This window comes from Bradyrhizobium sp. 21, from assembly GCF_023073335.1.
Classification (GTDB): Bacteria; Pseudomonadota; Alphaproteobacteria; order Rhizobiales; family Xanthobacteraceae; genus Bradyrhizobium.
Window position 1 is genome coordinate 481907 of sequence record NZ_JADPJG010000002.1, and the last position, 18142, is coordinate 500048.

Annotated in this window: 18 protein-coding genes; 6 read left to right on the top strand and 12 right to left on the bottom strand. The window is 64.1% G+C overall.

Features of this window, described 5'->3' with window-relative positions; genetic code table 11:
* The first annotated feature begins 10 nt into the window (after nucleotides 1-10).
* From hyi to IVB31_RS02185, 3 genes are all read left to right on the top strand, one after another.
* Nucleotides 11-796, top strand: coding sequence for a hydroxypyruvate isomerase (gene hyi, locus IVB31_RS02175; RefSeq protein ID WP_247317989.1), 786 nt, complete (start codon nucleotides 11-13; stop codon nucleotides 794-796).
* A gap of 210 nt (nucleotides 797-1006) precedes the next feature.
* Entirely contained in the window at nucleotides 1007-1894 is an 888-nt protein-coding gene (locus IVB31_RS02180; protein ID WP_247317992.1) for a 2-hydroxy-3-oxopropionate reductase, read from the top strand.
* Nucleotides 1895-2008: 114 nt separating this feature from the next.
* Entirely contained in the window at nucleotides 2009-2392 is a 384-nt protein-coding gene (locus IVB31_RS02185; protein ID WP_247317995.1) for a DUF1236 domain-containing protein, read from the top strand.
* Between the two features lie 43 nt (nucleotides 2393-2435).
* Here IVB31_RS02185 and IVB31_RS02190 read toward each other — a convergent pair whose 3' ends face one another.
* From IVB31_RS02190 to IVB31_RS02200, 3 genes are all read right to left on the bottom strand, one after another.
* Nucleotides 2436-2813 (bottom strand): VanZ family protein, encoded by a 378-nt coding sequence (locus IVB31_RS02190; protein ID WP_247317998.1) that lies wholly within the window; start codon nucleotides 2811-2813, stop codon nucleotides 2436-2438.
* Nucleotides 2814-2890: 77 nt separating this feature from the next.
* Nucleotides 2891-3487, bottom strand: a complete 597-nt coding sequence (locus tag IVB31_RS02195; RefSeq protein WP_247318000.1) for a thiamine pyrophosphate-dependent enzyme — start codon at nucleotides 3485-3487, stop codon at nucleotides 2891-2893.
* A gap of 8 nt (nucleotides 3488-3495) precedes the next feature.
* Nucleotides 3496-4062: a thiamine pyrophosphate-binding protein gene (locus IVB31_RS02200; protein WP_247318002.1), complete on the bottom strand. Its 567-nt coding sequence runs from the start codon at nucleotides 4060-4062 to the stop codon at nucleotides 3496-3498.
* Between the two features lie 241 nt (nucleotides 4063-4303).
* Here IVB31_RS02200 and IVB31_RS02205 point away from each other — a divergent pair, with 241 nt between their 5' ends.
* From IVB31_RS02205 to IVB31_RS02215, 3 genes are all read left to right on the top strand, one after another.
* Nucleotides 4304-5353 (top strand): hydroxyacid dehydrogenase, encoded by a 1050-nt coding sequence (locus IVB31_RS02205; RefSeq protein ID WP_247318004.1) that lies wholly within the window; start codon nucleotides 4304-4306, stop codon nucleotides 5351-5353.
* Nucleotides 5354-5470: 117 nt separating this feature from the next.
* Nucleotides 5471-5920 (top strand): flagellar basal body protein, encoded by a 450-nt coding sequence (locus IVB31_RS02210; protein ID WP_247319370.1) that lies wholly within the window; start codon nucleotides 5471-5473, stop codon nucleotides 5918-5920.
* A 222-nt stretch (nucleotides 5921-6142) separates the two neighbouring features.
* Complete coding sequence (locus tag IVB31_RS02215) at nucleotides 6143-6355, top strand: hypothetical protein (RefSeq protein ID WP_247318006.1); 213 nt, start codon at nucleotides 6143-6145, stop codon at nucleotides 6353-6355.
* A gap of 2 nt (nucleotides 6356-6357) precedes the next feature.
* Here the strand turns inward: IVB31_RS02215 and IVB31_RS02220 are convergent, their stop codons facing one another.
* The 9 genes from IVB31_RS02220 to IVB31_RS02260 all read right to left on the bottom strand — a co-directional run bounded on the left by IVB31_RS02220 (nucleotide 6358) and on the right by IVB31_RS02260 (nucleotide 18001).
* Complete coding sequence (locus IVB31_RS02220; protein ID WP_247318008.1) at nucleotides 6358-6936, bottom strand: GNAT family N-acetyltransferase; 579 nt, start codon at nucleotides 6934-6936, stop codon at nucleotides 6358-6360.
* 6 nt (nucleotides 6937-6942) lie between these two features.
* Nucleotides 6943-9300 carry an Orn/Lys/Arg decarboxylase N-terminal domain-containing protein gene (locus tag IVB31_RS02225; protein ID WP_247318010.1) on the bottom strand — a complete coding sequence of 786 codons (2358 nt, stop codon included), beginning with the start codon at nucleotides 9298-9300 and terminating at the stop codon, nucleotides 6943-6945.
* 101 nt (nucleotides 9301-9401) lie between these two features.
* Nucleotides 9402-11609, bottom strand: coding sequence for a xanthine dehydrogenase family protein molybdopterin-binding subunit (locus IVB31_RS02230; protein ID WP_247318013.1), 2208 nt, complete (start codon nucleotides 11607-11609; stop codon nucleotides 9402-9404).
* Between the two features lie 7 nt (nucleotides 11610-11616).
* Complete coding sequence (locus tag IVB31_RS02235; RefSeq protein ID WP_247318016.1) at nucleotides 11617-12633, bottom strand: xanthine dehydrogenase family protein subunit M; 1017 nt, start codon at nucleotides 12631-12633, stop codon at nucleotides 11617-11619.
* A complete protein-coding gene (locus IVB31_RS02240) occupies nucleotides 12630-13121 on the bottom strand; it encodes a (2Fe-2S)-binding protein (RefSeq protein WP_247318020.1) in 492 nt (163 codons plus the stop codon). Before IVB31_RS02240 ends, IVB31_RS02235 begins: the two co-directional genes overlap by 4 nt.
* A 179-nt stretch (nucleotides 13122-13300) precedes the next feature.
* Nucleotides 13301-13936, bottom strand: coding sequence for a DsbA family protein (locus IVB31_RS02245; protein WP_247318022.1), 636 nt, complete (start codon nucleotides 13934-13936; stop codon nucleotides 13301-13303).
* A 20-nt stretch (nucleotides 13937-13956) separates the two neighbouring features.
* The gene (locus IVB31_RS02250; RefSeq protein WP_247318025.1) at nucleotides 13957-15867 is read right to left on the bottom strand and encodes an NAD(P)/FAD-dependent oxidoreductase; all 1911 of its coding nucleotides are present in this window, start codon (nucleotides 15865-15867) and stop codon (nucleotides 13957-13959) included.
* Entirely contained in the window at nucleotides 15864-16511 is a 648-nt protein-coding gene (locus IVB31_RS02255) for a TetR/AcrR family transcriptional regulator (protein WP_247318027.1), read from the bottom strand. Before IVB31_RS02255 ends, IVB31_RS02250 begins: the two co-directional genes overlap by 4 nt.
* The gene (locus tag IVB31_RS02260) at nucleotides 16508-18001 is read right to left on the bottom strand and encodes an AMP-binding protein (RefSeq protein WP_247318029.1); all 1494 of its coding nucleotides are present in this window, start codon (nucleotides 17999-18001) and stop codon (nucleotides 16508-16510) included. The genes IVB31_RS02255 and IVB31_RS02260 overlap by 4 nt, the downstream gene beginning before the upstream one ends.
* Between the last annotated feature and the right edge of the window lie 141 nt (nucleotides 18002-18142).

Below are 18142 nucleotides of genomic sequence, written 5' to 3' on the forward strand. Positions count from 1 at the left end.
GAACAGGATCATGCCGAGATTTGCCGCCAACCTCACCATGCTCTTCAACGAGATGCCGTTTGTCGACCGCTTCGCCGCGGCGAAAGCGGCGGGCTTTTCCGGGGTCGAATATCTCTTTCCCTATGATTTCGACAAGGCGGTGCTGCGCGAGCAGCTCGACAGCCATGGCCTGACCCAGGTGCTGCACAATCTGCCGGCGGGCAACTGGGCCGCCGGTGAACGCGGCATCGCGATCCTGCCCGATCGCGTCGCCGAATTCCGCGATAGCGTGTTCCGCGCCATCGACTATGCCAAGGCGCTGGATTGCGAGCAGCTCAACTGCCTCGTCGGCATCGCGCCCGTCGATGCCGATCCGCGCGAGCTTCAGGAGACGCTGGTCGGAAATCTGCGCTTCGCCGCCTCGACGCTGGCGCGCGAAAACATCAAGCTGCTGGTCGAGCCGATCAACACGCTCGACATTCCCGGCTTCTTCCTCAACGGCACCGAGCAGGCAGTGCAGCTCATTTCCGAGGTGCGGTCGAACAATCTGTTCATCCAGTACGACATCTATCACATGCAGATCATGGAGGGCGACCTCGCCCGGACCATGCAGGAATATCTCCCCCAGATCGCGCACATCCAGCTCGCCGACAATCCCGGCCGCCATGAGCCCGGCACCGGCGAGATCAATTATCCCTTCCTGTTCCGCCATCTCGACGCGATCGGCTATCGCGGCTGGGTCGGCTGCGAATACAAGCCGCGCACCACGACGCTGGAAGGCCTGTCCTGGCACGCCGCGCAAACCTTCGAGACGTGAACACGGCGGCGGTGCGCTCCCTCTCCCGCTTGCGGGAGAGGGCTGGGGTGAGGGTGTCTCCGCGGTGGGGTTCGTTGGGATGGGCGGCGGGACTCCCAGCGCGGAGAGAACCCCTCACCCGGCACTGCGTGCCGACCTCTCCCGCAAGCGGGAGAGGTGCACCGCGCGCGCGGATGAAATTTCGCCAATGCAACTGAGAGAACATCAGACATGATCGACATCGGCTTCATCGGACTTGGTACCATGGGACGGCCGATGGCCGGCCATCTCCTGGCTGCGGGCCATCGCGTTCTCCTGCATGACGTCGCACCGGTCGCGCCCGAGCTGATTGCCGCCGGCGGCGTCGCCCGCGAGTCGGGCAAGGAGGTCGCGGAGGAGGCGGATGCGGTCATCATCATGGTGCCGGATACGCCGCATGTCGAGGCCGTGCTGTTCGGCAAGGGCGGCGTTGCGAGCGGTCTCTCGAAGGGCAAGATCGTTGTCGACATGAGCTCGATCTCGCCGCTGGCGACTAAGGAGTTCGCGAAAAAGATCGAGGCGCTGGGCGCGGACTATCTCGATGCGCCGGTGTCGGGCGGAGAGGTCGGCGCCAAGGCGGCAAGCCTCACCATCATGGTCGGTGGTCCCGAGCGCGCCTTCAACATCATGAAGCCGGTGTTCGACCGGATGGGAAAGAACGTCACCCGGGTCGGCGCCAATGGCGACGGGCAGACGACGAAGGTGGCCAACCAGATCATCGTCGCGCTGACGATCGGGGCGGTCGGCGAAGCGCTCTTGTTCGCATCGAAAGCCGGCGCCGATCCGGCGCTGGTGCGGCAGGCGCTCATGGGCGGCTTTGCCTCCTCGCGGATTCTCGAGGTCCACGGCGAGCGCATGGTGAAGCGTAATTTCGATCCCGGATTCCGGATCGAGCTGCATCAAAAGGATCTCAACCTCGCGCTCGAGGGCGCCCGTGCGCTCGGCCTGTCATTGCCGAGCACGGCGATCGCCCAGCAATTATTCTCGGCCTGCACCGCGCATGGCGGCAAGGGCTGGGATCACTCGGCGATGGTACGGGCGCTGGAACTGATGGCGGGGCACGAGATCGCCGCGGCGTGAACTGTTACGCAGTAACAGTCTCTGGCTTTAGTGCGTCTTTCGCCGCAGCGGAACCGGAACAATGATCCGGCCCTGCGGTTGAAGGCCCATAGCAATCACTGGAGACATAAGCACATGAAAACCCGTCTTGCGATTTCGTTGGTTGCCGCGTCGCTGCTGGCGTCGAGTCCAGCCTTTGCCCAGTCGACGACCGAACAGGGCGCCAGGAACGGCGCGCGTGCGGGTGGCGACGTCGGCGGCCCGGTCGGCGCGATGGTCGGCGGCACCGTCGGCGCGGCCGTCGGCGCCGGTCTGGAAATTCCGAATGCGATTCTGGGCGGACTTCCGCGCAGTGAATCCGTCGTCGTCGAAGACCGCGTCGTGGTCGGCGAGCCGCTGCCCCCGACTGTGGTGCTGCGTCCCGTGCCGAATTACACCGAATATCGCTATGCGGTGGTCAACGATCGCCGCGTGATCGTGGAGCCGCGCACGCGCCGGGTCGTCAAGATCATCGACTGATCGGCGCAAACATCGGCTTGAGAGAAACGGGCCCCGCGGAGTGTTACTCCGCAGGGCCTGCGCTTCTGGTGGTGGAGCTGGCACGAAGCCGCGTCATGACCCAATCGGCGATGGACGCGAGCGCAAACCCGACGCAGGCTGTGGCGGCATCGACCAGAAAATCCTCCAGCCGCGCATGCCGGCCCGGCGCCCAGAATTGCATCAGCTCGAGCACGCCGATCAGGACCACCGCGACGGCCGCGACCGCCACGCGCCGCTGCCGGTAGGCGAGGCCGAAGGCGAGCCCGACCAGAATGAAGGCCAGCGCATGCTCGCCGTCCTGGCCGAGGTCGGAGTGGGGCCGCAAGCCTGGCGGTCCGAGGGTTGAGAAAGTGACGGCAGCTGCCAGCAGCCAGGCAAAAAAGCGAACAAAAATCGACATCCGATGCCGATAGCACGGAATCGCGACAGCCTGTGGCGGCCGGAGGATCAGATCGCCGTGTAGTTAATGACGAAAGGTCAAAGTGGCTCGCGCACGCCGAGGCCGTGCATGAAGCGCTCCCGGATCTGCACAGGATCCCTGCGGGTGGCGCCAACGCCGGGTTTGTCGTCGATGCGGACGGCGATCAGGCTTGGCTCTGAGGCCGACATCGCTTCCTCGACCAGACGCTCGAAATCCTCCTCGTCCGCGGCCCATGCGCTGTTGGCAAGGCCCGAGCCGGCGGCGATGGTGACGATATCGGCCACGTTTGCAGCCGGTGTCGGCTGCGAACCGGTGATCTGGTAGATGCCGTTGTCCATCACGATCATGACGAGGTTCTTCGGCTTCAACATCGCAATCGTCGCGAGCGCGCCGAGCTGCATCAGCAGCGAGCCGTCACCTTCGAGCGCGAAGACACCACGATCGGGCTGCGCCAGCGCCACGCCAAGCGCGATCGGGAAGGCGAGCCCCATGCTGCCGAGCATGTAAAAATTCTGCGGCCGGTGGCCGGCGGCCCAGAGATCGAAATTGGTGTTGCCGATGCCTCCGATCACGGCTTCTTCGTTCTTCAGCTTGGCGATCAGGCGCGACGTCACGTCGAACCGGTTCATGACCTTGGTGTTGCGCGCGTTCATCGCCGGCCTCATTTGTCGAAAGTCTTGCCGCCGGTGAGCAGCGGGTTGAGGATCAGCGCCACCGGCGCCTGCGTGGTGACGGCCTGCTTGATCGAGCGGTCGGCGATGAATTCGAGCTCGTCCAGCCGGGTGATGGTGTGATGCTCCAGTGCCAGCGAATCCAGCACCGGGCGCATGGTGCGGCAGACCAGCGACTGGCCGTAATTGAACTCGCCCAGCGTGCCGCGCTCGGACACGAACATGATCAGCGGGATCTGATAGGGCACCGCGAGCGATGCCAGCACGTTGGCGAGCGTGGCAAAGCCGGATGTCTGCATCAGCACCGCAGCCCGCCGTCCGCCCATCCAGGCGCCCGAGGCGATGCCGACGGCCTCCTCCTCACGGGCAGTTGCAAAGGTGGTGAAGAATGGATCGGCGTGCAGGTTCTTGATCAGCGGCGTCAGCACGCGGTCGGGCACGTAGGGAATGAGGCTGATCTCGTTCCGCTTCAGGGTTTGCAGGACGATGCCATGCCAGCTCTTGTCGCCGGAGGTCTGAGCCGCCTCGGACGAGCTATGTTGCTCCGCAATCGCCATTGCCTTCTCCCTTCAGCCGCGCATGCTTCTTGGTCTTTGACGTCGCGGCGGTCTGCCGAACTTGACGCGGCGGGCGGGATTGTCAACATGTCCGGGCTGCACCGTGATCTGCGCCAGACGGCCTGCCGCGGCCGCTATTACCATGTCATAAGCGGCAATAACGAGAGAACGGAGGACGCATGAAAAGAGCACGCACAGCGCTGATCCTGCGGATCTCCTGAAGAGAGCCAGAAGGGTCCTGATGTCCGTCAACAGCAAGCGTGTCTTCTACTCCAATTACCTCGCCAATCCGATCTACATCGACATCCTGAAGGCGCGGGCCGACGTCCGGCTGGACCGTATCGAGAACGCGAGTCCCGAAGATGTTTATGCTCCGATCCTCTCTGCGGCGCATGTCTATCAGATCGGCGCCGCACGCGACGAGCTGGCGCTGCATTTCCACGTTGATGCCGCCTTCCTGAAGCGCACGCCGAACCTGCTGCTGGTCTCGAGCAATGGTGCGGGCTTCGACCCCGTCGACGTCGAGGCGTGCACCGATGCGGGCGTGCTGGTCGTCAACCAGTCCGGCGGTAACGCCCATTCCGTCGCCGAGCATGCGCTGGCGATGATGCTGACGCTGTCCAAGCGCATCATCCAGTCGGACCGCCGTCTGCGCCGCGAGCGCGACGTCAACCGCAACGAGCTCGTCGGCAACGAGGTTGAGCACAAGACCGTCGGCATCATCGGGCTGGGCAATGTCGGCCGCCGCATCGCCGCGCTGTGCAAGGGCCTCCTCGGCATGAAGGTGCTGGCCTATGATCCCAACCTCACGGCCGAGGTGATGGCCGAGCGGGGCGGGGAGAAGGTGGAGCTCGACGAGCTGCTGCGCCGCGCCGATTTCGTCTCGATCTCCTGTCCGCTCAACAAGGGCAGCCGCAACATGATCAGTGTGCGCGAGTTCGCGCTGATGCAGCCGCATGCGTACTTCATCACAACAGCGCGCGGCTTCATCCACGACGAGGATGCACTGCTCGAGGCATTGCGTGACAAGCGCATCGCGGGGGCCGGGCTCGACGTCTGGTCCAAGGAGCCGCCGCCGCCGGAGCATCCGCTGCTCCAGCTCGACAACGTGCTGGCGAGCCCGCATACCGCAGGCGTCACGATCGAGGCGCGCCAGAACATGGGTCGGATCGCCGCCGAACAGGTTTTGGACACGCTCGACGGCAAGCGCCCGCCGCGCATCATCAATCCCGAGGTCTGGCCGCGTTATGCGGAGCGCTTCAAGCAGGCGTTCGGGGTGATGCCCGGGTAGGGACGCGTGACGTCTGATCGCGCTCCGATCGTTGGTTACGAGCATGAAAACAGAAAGCGGCGGATTTTACCGATGGCGTGAGTGAACGCGTATGACTTGTCCTGTAAAACAGGAGTCATGAGCATATTTTCGATTGCGACATCCGGACTTTCTGCTGCGAGCTTGCGCGTGAACGTGGCCGCGAGCAACATCGCCAATGTCAACACGACTGGCCCGCTGCCCGCGTCAGGCGGATCGGGTACATCGGACGGCGCGGCCACTTCGAACATTGGTCCGACGTTTCCCGCGGCCTATGTGCCGCTGCGAGTCGATCAGGCCTCCCAATCGAGCGGCTCGACTCCCGGCGGAACCATCGCGACCGTGTCGGCGGTTTCGCCGAGCTATACCGCGCAATTCGACCCGAGTGCTCCCTACGCAAATCAAGACGGCCTGGTCGCGGCGCCCAACGTCGATCTCGCCAACGAATTCGTTCAGCTGGCGACCGCAAAGTACAGCTTCATCGCCAATGCGAAGGTCATTCAAGCCTACTCCGAGACGGAAAAGTCGCTGCTCGACATCACGACCTGATGGCTGATGTCGGGTCGCGCGCCCCGTATCGCGCGCCTCCCGCAGGCTCTCGTCCGCAGGTCGACACCGGCGTAGGGCGGGGCGGCTGACGGATCGAGCGGGAGCCTGGATTGGTGGCGGGAACCGTCGCCCGCCTTGATCCGCGTCAAAATCTCCTTCCCTCATTCGGCCTAAATGGGACTAGAGTGCCGCCGGGGCGTGCCGAGGCAGCAGGGAGGTCCCATGTCTACTTATGTCGTCAGGTTTATGAAGGACGTGCTCGGCCAGTACGGCCGGCAGATCGAGGTGTGCCAGGGCACGCTCGAGATCGACGCCACCGACGAGGACGAGGCCAGGGAGCGGGCAAAGGCGAGGTTTTGCAAGGACCAGGCGTTGCACCACTGGTCGCTGCATGCCGACCGCATCCAGATAAGGCCGGCCGATTTTCCCTCGTGAGGTCAGCGGCCGGGCGACGTGACGGGCGGAGGCGCGGTGATGCCGGCGCCGAGCGAGCGCTGCACCATGACGGTGTCCGACCAGTGGCCGTGGCGGTAGGCGACACCGCAGAGCAGGCCGGCGCGCGCGAAACCGAACTTCTCGTGCAGCGCCAGCGAGGGGGCATTGTCGGCATCGATATAGCCGATCATCTGGCGGAAGCCGGCCGCCGCACACGCATCGATCAAGTCCCGGAGCAGCAGCCGTCCAACGCCGCGGCCGACATGCTCGTGGTGGACGTAGATCGAATGCTTGGCCGTGTAGCGGTAGGCCGGACGCTTGCGGAACAGCACCGCATAGGCATAGCCGACGACCTCGCCGCGACAGGTCGCGACCAGATGCGGCAGCCGGGTGTGCTTCAAATTCTTGCGACGGTCGCGCAGATCGTCCGGCTCGGGCGCACCGGTCCCCTCGACGTCGCGCGGCACGCCGTTGCGGACGTGATGGCGGTAGATCGCCAGCATCGCTTCGATATCGGTCTCGCGTGAGGTGCGGACCAGGACCTGCTCGTGATCTGCGCGCGCAACGGCTGCGTCGTTCATCGGCACCTACTCGGCAACGACGTAAGTATAGAGCCCGATGCGGCCCTGCGCATCGATCTCCTTGTAGACGCCCTGGATCTCCACATCGAAGCCCGGAAACGTGTTGAAGCAGGTTTCGAACATCTTGAGATAGTCCACCATGGGTTTGGCCCGCTCGTTCAGCCGCTCGCCGGGCACGATGGTCGCGATGCCGGGGGGATAGACCACGAAGGGCGTGGTGGCGATGCGGCCCATGATAGCCTCGATCGGCAGATAGTCGACATCGTTCTTGAACAGATAGCGCGCGGCTTCGCGGGGCGACATCGCGATCTCAGGCATGTGCTCGGGCATGAACTGCCGCGCCTGGAGCGCGCTGACATCGGCGGCGCGAAAGAAGCGGTGCATCTCGCCGCAGAGATCGCGCAGCCGCACGCCGGCATAGCGCGCCTGCCGCCGCTGGTAGAATTCGGGGATGACGTCGGCCAGCAGCGCATTGTCGTCGTGCAGCCGCTTGAACGCGACGAGGCCGGAGATCAGCGTGCCGGCCTTGCTCGCCTCGACGCCGGGGGTGAGCAGGAAGAGCAGGGAGTTGAGGTCGTTCTTCTCGGGGACGATGCGGTTCTCGCGCAGATATTGCGCGACGACCGGAGCGGGGATGCCGTGCTCGACATAGGCGCCGGTGCTGCGGTCGAAGCCGGGGGTGAGCAGCGTCAGCTTGTTCGGGTCGGTCATGGCAAAGCCCTCGGTGAGACCGGGAAAGCCATGCCAGTTCGTGTCGGGAGAGAGCTGCCACAGTGCTGGATTGGTGGCGAGCTCGTCGGTGGAGAGCGTTTCCCAGGCGACGTTGTGCGCGGCGCCGGCGCGGCTGACGTCGGGAATGGCGACCCGATCGGGGACGAAGGGTTCGAAGAACCAGCGCCGGTCCGGGTTTTGCTCCTTTTCCTCGAACTCCCGGCGCATCGCGCGGATCTTCTTGCGCAGCTCGATGCCGAGCCGGATCGTGTCGTCCCACAGCACTTCGCCTGAGCGGCCCTTCATCATTTGCGCGCCGACGTCGAGGGAAGCAAACAGGGGGTAGAATGGCGAGGTAGAAGCGTGCTGCATGAAACTTTCGTTGAAGCGGCGGTGCTCGACGCGCCGCTTCTGGCCGCGGATGTGACGATCCTTGATGTGGATTTGGGAGGCCTGCGAAAAGCTCGCGAGCTGCTTGTGGGTCGACTGCGTCGCGATGATGCCGGGCGCCTCGGGGGGAAGGTTCGCCAATCCCATAGCGAAGCGGCCAGTATAGAGCGGGTGGAACTTCATGAAGCCGGCCCAGGCCTCGTCGAACAGGATGTACTCGCAGAGATGGCCGATGCGCTTCAAGATCATCTCGGCGCTGTGGATGGTGCCGTCATAAGTGCACTGCTCGACCACGGCGACGCGGAACGGCCGCTCCTTGCGCCAGGCCTCCTTGTCCGTGACCAAGGGATGGTTGCGGATCGCCTCGCGCAAGGTTTTCTCGTCGAGCAGGTCCCAGCGCATCGGGCCGATCAGGCCCCAGGCATTGCGGACGGTCGGCACGTAGACCGGGACACCGCCATTGATCATCAGCGCGCCGTGATGGGCGGCCTTGTGGTTGTTGCGGTCGAACAGCACGAGATCGCCGTCGGTGACGAGGGCACCGAGCGCGACCTTGTTCGAGGTCGACGTGCCGTTGAGCACGAAATAGGTCTTTTCCGCACCGAAAATCTGCGCGGCTTCCTTCTGCGCCTTCAGCGCCGGCCCCTCATGGGTGAGGAGGTCGCCGAGATCGAGCACGGAGTTGTCGAGATCGTCGCGGAATACGGACTCGCCGAGATGTTCGACGAAGACCCGCCCGATCGGGCTGCGGTTGTAGAACACGCCGCCATTGTGACCCGGGCAGGTCCAGAGCTGGTTGCCTTCCTCGGCATAGTCGACCAGCGCGCCGAAGAACGGCGTCTTCAGCGTCTCGGCATATTGCTTGAGCCGGCTGATCAAATTCTTGGCGATGAAGGTCGGCGTCTCCTCGGAGAGGAAGACATAACCGTCGATGAAATCGAGCACCTCGACTGGGAGATCCTCGAAGCGCTTGCGCCGGATCAGCAGGATGATCGGAAAGTCGAGGCCGCGGCGCCGCATCAGATTGATCAGCGCCGAAGTCTTGCCTTCCAGGCCCTTCTTGCCCCAGTCCACCACCATGCAGCCGATCGCGGCATCGGTCTGCACCGCGATCTCGGCATCTTCCAGCTTGCGGGCCCGGACCACCTCGAATCCGGAGCGCTGAATCTCCTCGATGATCTGGCTGAAGCGCATGCCTTCGAGATCGTCGGCGTCGAACACAGGTGCGGCGAACAGGAAGTTGAAGCGCTTGAAATAATCCATGTCAGGTCCCGAATGTGCCAGATTGAAAGGTCTCGGCAAATTCGATGACAATTCGATGACAAAGGCGCGATTGCCGATTGGACCGGCTGAAGGGGTGCCTTTCAGTCGAGGAGCCTGTCCAGCGTGATCGGGAAGCGGCGGATGCGCTTGCCGGTGGCGTGGTAGACGGCGTTTGCGATCGCCGCGGGGACGCCGACGATGCCGATCTCGCCCAGCCCCTTGACACCGAGCGCGTTGATGTGCGCGTCGGGTTCGTCGACGAAGATCACGTCGATGTCTTGGATATCGGCATTCACGGGGATGTGGTACTCGGCGATATTTGGGTTCATGATCCTGCCGAAGCGGGGGTCCATCACCGTCTCCTCGTGCAAGGCCATCCCGATCCCCCAGACGACGCTGCCCATGATCTGGCTGCGACCGGTCTTGGTGTTCAGGATTCGCCCGGCCGCGACAGCACTGACCATCCGTGTCACGCGAATGACGCCGAGCTGCTCGTCCACTTTCACCTCGGCGAACACCGCCGAATGGGTATTGCGCGCATGCTTCTTGTCTTCATCGAACTGATTGAGCTTTTCCTTCTCGATGCGTTCGACGTTGCCATGGCGCATCGCGTCGGCGATCGAGACTGTGCGGCTGTTGTCGCTGGTCGTGGCAATGCGGCCGTCGATCAGCACCGTATCGGCCAGTTCGGCACCAGCGAGCGGCGAGCCCGGCATTGTCCCGGCCAGGCGTAACAGTTCCTTGCGGACCTCCTCGGCGGCTGCGAGCACCGCGTGTGCGCTCGAGGCAGCCATCCACGAGCCGCCCTCGACCGGCGCCTGCGGCAGGGTGGAGTCGGCAAGCCGGACACTGATGTTCTCGATCGGCAGGCCGAGCGCATCGGCGGCGACCTGCGCCACGATGGTGTAGGTGCCGGTGCCGATGTCGGATGCGGCACAAGATACCTCCGCATGTCCGTTCGACGTCAGCACGATGCGGACTGCGACCGGCATCTGGAGCGCTTCCCAGATACCCGTCGCCATGCCCCAGCCGACCAGCTCCTTGCCATCGCGCATCGAGCGCGGTGTGGGACTGCGCCTGCTCCAACCGAAGGCGTCCGCACCGCGGGCATAGCATTCGCGGAGCTGCTTGCTGGTGTAGGGCAGGCCCTCGCTTTGGTCTCGGTCCGAGTAGCACTTCAGCCGGAGCTCGATCGGGTCGAGCTTGAGTGCGACGGCCAGCTCGTCCATCGCGCATTCGAGCGCGCAGACGCCGGAAGCGGCTCCCGGCGCGCGCATGTCGCAGGGGGTGGAGACATCGAGGCGGACGAGCTTGTGCGTGAAGCGTGTGTTCGGGCTCCGGTAGAGCTGATCGGCCCAGCCGGCGTCGTTGCGCGAAAAATCCTCGTAGCGTGAGGTGATGGCGGTGGCTTCGTGCGTGACCGCGTCGAGCGTGCCGTCGGACGTTGCGCCGAGCCCGACGCGCTCGATCGTCGCCGGCCTGTAACCGATGCCATACATCTGCTGCCGCGTCAGCACGACGCGAACGGACCGCTTCAGCGCCAGCGCGGCCAGCGTTGCCAGCACCACCTGATATTGCGGCCGCAAGCCGGAACCGAAGGCACCGCCGACATAGGGCGAGACCACGCGGACGTCATCCGGTTTCCTGTCGAAAACGCCGCAGAGAAACTTGTGGACGTTCTGGACGCCCTGCGTCTTGTCGTAGACCGTCAGCCTGCCGTCTCCGTCCCAGACCGCCGTGGTCGCGAACAGCTCCATCGGGTTGTGATGCTCGGTCGGAATGAAGTAGTCCGCCTCATGCCGCGCGGCAGCCCCGGCCAGCGCCGCTGCGGCATCACCCCGCGGCTTGTGCGGTTTCTTGACCTCGGCGGCCTTGCCCCGCTCGGCTTCGAGATCAGTCGCGAACGCTTGGGCTTCCTGATATTCGACGCGCACCAGGGTCGCGGCGAATTTTGCGGTTTCCCAGTCCTCCGCAACGACCAACGCGATCGGCTGGCCATTGAACTTGACGCTGTCATCGTAAAGCGGACGGAAAGGCGAGCCGTCCTCGGGCGCCACCTCGTCCTTCCAGGCCTCGTCGGCGTCGGCGAGCGGCGGGCGGTTCGCATGCGTGAGCACGTCAAGCACGCCCTTCACCTTCAGCGCCTCGGTGGAGTCGAGGCGGGCAATCCGCCCGCAGGGAATGGTGGCTTCGACGACGAAGCCATGGACGAGCCCGTCCGCCGGGAATTCGCCGGCGTATTTGGCGGCCCCTGTGACCTTGGCTCGGCCGTCGACGCGGGAGGTTGGCGTTCCGACATAGGCGTTCATGGGGCCCTCACGCGATCTTCTTGTGAGCCTGCGATTGCGGCGTGGCGCTCGCGGCTTGCGTCAGCGTCCGCACGATGGCGCGGCGTGCGAGCTCGATCTTGAAGCCGTTATGCGAACGGGCCGCCGCGTCCGCCAGCATCATATCCGCAGCGCGCGAAAAATGATCCACTGTAGCCGCCTGGCCGCGCAACGCCGCTTCGGCTTCGAGGCTGCGCCACGGCTTGTGAGCCACCCCGCCCAGTGCAACGCGCGCCTCACCAATGGCGTTGCCCTCCAGTTCGAGTGCAGCCGCAACCGAAACCAGAGCGAAAGCATAGGACAGCCGGTCGCGGATCTTCAGATAGCTGTAGTTGCGGGAAAAGCCGCGCGGCGGCAGCTCGATCGCGGTGATGATCTCACCCGCGCCGAGATTGGTGTCCATGTGAGGCGTGTCGCCCGGTAGTCGGTGGAAATCAGTCAGCGCGATGCGGCGCTCGCCCGTGGGGCCCGCAATGTGCACGAGCGCACCGAGAGCGACCAGCGCAACACTCATGTCGGACGGATTGGTCGCGATGCAGGAGGGGCTTGTGCCGAGGATCGCGTGATTGCGATTGAGGCCGTCGATCGCCGAGCAGCCGCTACCAGGGGCCCGCTTGTTGCAAGGTGTGGTCGTGTCATAGAAATAGGCGCAACGTGTCCTTTGCATCAAGTTGCCACCGACCGAGGCCATGTTGCGCAGTTGCGCGGAGGCGCCGGCCAGAATGGCGCTGGCGAGCAGGGGATAGCGCTGCTCGACATGCGGATGGTAGGCGAGGTCCGAGTTTGGCACCAAGGCGCCGATGCGAAGGCCGCCATCGGCGGTCTCCTCGATCTTGCGGAACGGCAGGCGGGAAATGTCGATCAGCCGCGAGGGCCGTTCGACATTCTCCTTCATCAAGTCGATCAGATTGGTGCCGCCCGCAATCAGCTTGGCGTCGGGATCGGTGGCAAGCAGGCGGATGGCGTCGTCGACGTCGGCGGCGCGTGAATACTGAAAGTTGTTCATGGTCGGCCCATTGCCTGCTGGATGGCGGCGACGATGTTCGGATAGGCGCCGCAGCGGCAGAGATTTCCGCTCATCAGCTCCCGGATATCGTCGGCATCCTTCGCGTGCCCTTCGGCCAGGAGACCCGCCGCGGAGCAAATCTGTCCCGGCGTGCAATAGCCGCACTGGAACGCGTCTTGGTCGATGAAGGCCTGTTGCAGCGGGTGCAGGGCGCCATCCTTGGCCAGCCCTTCGACGGTGGTGATCTCGGCGCCATCCTTCATGACCGCGAGCGTCAGGCAGGAATTGACCCGCCGGCCATCAACCAGCACTGTGCAGGCACCGCACTGGCCATGATCGCAGCCCTTCTTGGTGCCGGTCAGCTCGAGATGGTCCCGAAGGGCGTCCAGCAGCGTGGTCCAGGGCATCAGGTCGAGCGTGCGCCTGACGCCGTTGATGACGAGATTGATTGGAATGCGCTCGGCGATCTGATGTGCGACATCGGCCATATGTTTTTCCCTGCGACGAAGACCGAGCTGAGAAGTCAGGCATACTGACGCGAGGGCGCGGCAGCTCTGCTGGCTAGTAGCGCCCAACGGACGACCGGCGGCTTGGTTCCAAAGCCGACTATTTTCACGGGAAAGCGGTCAGCGCTTCGCTTCGCCGAACACCACTGGCCGCGTAGCGGTTACGCCGGCTTGCGGTGGCGGCTGCCGAGCGCGGCCTCGATCGTCTCGGGCTTCTCGATGCGTTCGATCAGCATGTCGATACGATCGCCACCCCAGAACAGCTCGCCGTTGAACACCATGCTGGGTACGCCGAACACGCCGAGCGCTTCGGCCTCGTCGATGATGCGGTCATGCTCGGCGCGGGCAGGGCCGTGGACGTAGGCTTCGAACTCACTGGCTGAGCCACCGCATGACGTGATGACGTCGGTGATGGCAGCGAGATCGTCGATCTCCAGCTCATGGCTCCAGAAACGGCGAAACACCGTGTCGTGATATGCGCGAAAGAAGCCGTGCCGTTGTGCAAACAGCATGCCGACGCTGGAATGAAAGGCATCATAGATCCGCCGCGGGCCTTTCATGACGAGCCCCTGCGCGTTGGCATAGCGCCGCGCGTCCATATAGGCGTAGCGGACCTTGCGCCAGAAATGCGGCGTGCGCTCCTCGACCGTCCCCATGAATTCGGCGACCCGTAGCGTGTAGGGCAGCCATTCCAGCTCGACGCCGTGCGTTTCCTCGAGTTCGAACAGGCGCTTGTTGGCGACGAACGCGTAGGGGCTCTTGTAGTCGGTGTAGATGCGGACAAGTGGCTTGGGCATCGCCGACTCCTCCCTTACGCTCACGCCGTCGTCAGCCTGTACTGCCGCAGGTCCGGGTCATGCGTCATGCGCCAATAGTCGACAAAGCGCCAGGGCATCGCCGAAAACACGCGGCCGCTGGAGTTGCGATAGTAGGTGCTCATGCCCGGATGAGTCCAGATCATCGTCTCATGCTCGGCATCGACCTTCCGGACGTAATCGTCGAGCACGTCCTTGCGGACATCGATCGCGGCGACGTCGTGCTCGATCATGTCGGCGAGGCAGGCGGAGATGTAGCGGCTCTGGCATTCCGACTGGAAGATGACGCTGCCGCCATGCGCAGGGCCGGAGTTGGGGCCCAGCATGCAGAAGAAATTGGGAAAATCGGGCACGGTCAGGCCGAGGAATGCGGTCGGGTTGTCGTTGCCCCAGGCCTCACGCAAATCCTTGCCGTCGCGACCGCTGATATTGAGGCGCGCCGCCATTTCGGTGACCTTGAAGCCCGTTGCAATCACGATGATGTCGGCCGGGCGGTGCTCGCCATCCGCGGTGACGATGCCGCCGCGGTCGAAATGGTCGATGGCGTCAGTGACCAGCTCGACATTGTCCCGCGTCAGTGTCTTGAACCAATTGTTGTCGAGCAGGATGCGCTTGCCGTAGGGCGGGTAGGTCGGTACGCATTTGGCGATCAGGTCGGGACGGTCCTTCAACTCGCTATGGATGAAATCGGTCAATTCCTGGCGGTGCCGGTCGTTGCCCTTGTTGACGGCGCGCTCCGGATGCGGCCAGGCCGGATCCTTGCGCAGGAACGGCAGCAGGCCGTCGCCATAGCGCCAGAACATGTTGAAGCGGTACCATTTCACATAGAACGGCAAATGCGCGAGCAGCCAGCGCGCGCCCTCGCTGATCGGATCGGCATAGCCCTTCACCGGCCGCGCCCATTGCGCGCTGCGCTGATAGACCGTGACGGAGGCGACGCCGCCGGCAATCGCCGGCACCAGTTGCATCGATGTCGCGCCCGTACCGATCACAGCGACATGCTTGCCGTCGAACTCGATGTCATCGGACCACAGCGCCGAATGCAGGATCGTCCCCTCGAAATTGTCCTCGCCCTTGAAGTGAGCGCGAGAGGGATCATTGAGCTGCCCGATCGCCGAAACCAGCGCAGTGGATTCGAAGGTTTCCTCGCCATTCTCGGTCTTGAGCGTCGAGATCCAGCGCCGCTTGCCTTCGTCCCAACGCGACGAGGTCAGCTCGGTATTGACGCGCAGATGCTTGCGGATGCCATATTCCTCCGCGACCTTGAGCAGATATCCGTGCAGCTCCTCGCGCTGGCAGAAATAGCGCGTCCATGCATTGCCCGAGCCGAAGGAGTAGGAATAGGAATGGTTCGGCGTGTCGACGCCGCAGCCGGGATAGCGATTGATCCACCAGGTGCCGCCAAGCTCTTCGTTCTTCTCGACGATGGTGTAGGGGATGTCGAGATGGCCGAGCGCCACGCCGAGCGCGATGGCGCAGACGCCGGCACCGACGATCAGCACATGCTGGTCGGCGAGTTTTTCGTCTGAAGGACGCTTGGTCCAGCGCGCCTCGCGCGGCACAAATCCCATCTCCTCGCGCATCAGCGGCGCATATTCAGGCGAGACGTTCTCGCCGAGGCAGGCACGCATCATCTTGAGCAGCATCTCTTCGCCGGGATCGGTAATGGCGGGTTTTGGCGTGCCGTCGGCAAACAGTTTGACCACCGCGGCGCGGATTTCATCCTGGATATCCCGGGGCACGCCGGCCTCGGGATCGGGAATGAGGCGGATGTCGCGCTTGGGCAGATACGGCGGTTCGAGCCATTTCTCGTCCCCGGTCATGTGCACGAGCACCATCAGGAGACAGCGGATGTCGCCCTCGGCGATGGCGGAAGCGATGTCGAGCGGCTTGTGTGGGGCTGCGATGTTCATGGCGTGTCCTGATCTCCGGATGCACTGAAAAGGCCGCGCGTCATCAGCTTGCGATAGGCGGAGATGACGTGCCCGGGCACGGTGGTGACGCCGCCGCCCGAATAGGAGTAGCGGCGGCTGAGATAGCCGCGCGCGCCCATCAGCATGTGGACGATGGCTTCGAATTCCTCGTCGCTATAATCCTGAATCGCGCCCGAGCCTCGCGCGCGACGCAAGATGCGGACATAGGCGACCGAGATGTTGTCGAGATGCTTCTGGTAGCCGTGAGGTGCAAAGAATTCGGCCTCGTTGAGGATGCGCAAGAATTCCGGCACTTCGCGGATGAAGTCGAAGAAGGCGGAAAAGCGCGCGATCTCCTGCCGCGCCGCATCCGCGGTGCCGGTGCGGGCGCGGATGAACTCGACCATGTCGAGGCCGATCTTCGGCAGCAATTGGTCGAGCAACTCCTGCCGGTTCTCGAAATGATTGTAGAAAGTGCCTTGCGCGACGCCGGCCTCTTCGGTGATGCGGGCGACCGAGGCTTCGGCATAGCCATGCTTGCCGACAACCCTGGTGGCGGCCTCGAAAATCTTTTGCTTGGTCCAGGCGTTGCGCTCGACGCGGTTGAGTTTTGAAATCTTCTCGGTGGCGGGGCCTTGCGTCATGCCACGGTCTCCAGTTCGGCGCGCAGCACGCGCTTGAGAATCTTTCCCGAAGGGTTGCGCGGCAGGCTGTCGCGGATGATCAGCTCTTTCGGCACCTTGAAGCTCGCCAGCCGCGCGCGGCAGTGCTCGGTGAGGGCAGGGAGTGTGAGGCTCGCGCCCTCGGCCAGCACGGCGATCGCGACCGGTCGTTCGCCCCAGCGCGCATCGCGCAGGCCGATCACCGCGACCTCGCGCACCTCAGGCAAATCGTAGATGACGCGCTCGACCTCGGAGGAGGCGATGTTCTCGCCGCCGGAGATGATCATGTCCTTCTTGCGGTCGGTCAGATACAGGAAGCCGTCTTCGTCGAGATAGCCGACGTCGCCGCTGCGGAACCAGTCGCCGGAGAAGGCGGCGGCCGTCTTCTCCGGATCCTTCCAATAGCCCCGCGTGATCTTTGGCCCGCGCAGGCAGATTTCGCCATTGACGTTCGGCGGCAGCGTCTTGCCGTTCTCGTCGCGGATTTCGATCTCGACATGGGCGATGGCGCGGCCGGTCGAGCCGATCTTCTCGATCTCGCGGCCGGCCTCCATGAAGGTGTCGCCGCCCACGGTTTCGGTCAGGCCATAGGCATCGATGTAGCGTGCATTGCGGAAGTATTCAGAGAAAGCGCGGATGCGCATCTCCGGCGTCTTCTCGCCGCCGCCGATCGCCCATGTCAGGCTCGACACGTCGTAGCGATCGCGCGTGGGGCAGGTGAGCATCGCGGTGGTCATGACAGGCGCGAACCAGGCGGCGTTGAGCTTGTCGTCCGCGATTGCGGCCAGCGCGCTTTCCGGCTCGAAAGTGCGTTCGATGTGGATGAAGCCGCCATGCCAGAGCACGGCGATGCCGGGCAAATCCAGCGCGCCGACGTGATAGAGCGGGCCGACGACGAGAAGCCGCGTGTCGGCACCGAGGCCCAGCGCGATCGTCTGGTCGGCCGACTTCCAGTAGAAATTATCGTAGGTGAGCATCACGCCCTTGGGGCGGTCGGTGGTGCCCGAAGTGTACATCAGTCGCATCAGGTCGGTCGGCCGGCGGACGTGCATCGGCGCGGGCGGCGCTCCGCCTGCGAGGCGCGCCACGCTCTGCTGCGCGGCCTCGTCGAGCACGACAATCTTCGCGCCGGCTGCGTTCGCTGCCAATTCCTCATCGGCAATCAATAGTCGCGCGCCGGCATTGCCGGCGATGTAGCCGACCTCGTCACGGGAGAGGCGGAAGTTGATCGGCAAGAACACCGCGCCGAGATGGCTCGCGGCGAAGACGAGCTCCAGGAACGCCGCGCTGTTCTTCATCAGCACGGCCACGACGTCGCCGGCGCCGATGCCCTGCGTGGCGAGCCAGCCGGCCACCTTCCGGACGCGCGTGTCGAAGACCCCGTAGGAAATCTCCTCGCCGCGATATTTCAGCGCGGGCCGCTCCGGCGCGCGCCGGGCATGAAAGGCGATGAAGCTCGAAAGGTTGATCATGTCGCGGGCTTTGGGCCGATTGCCGGCGCCGTTTCCTCCCTGATGAATTCTGACTCATAGTTCATCATTGGCTTGACGTCACCCCCTGCCTCTGAAATCCTTGGGAACACGGAGACGAGATGATCTCCGGCAGGGATCAGG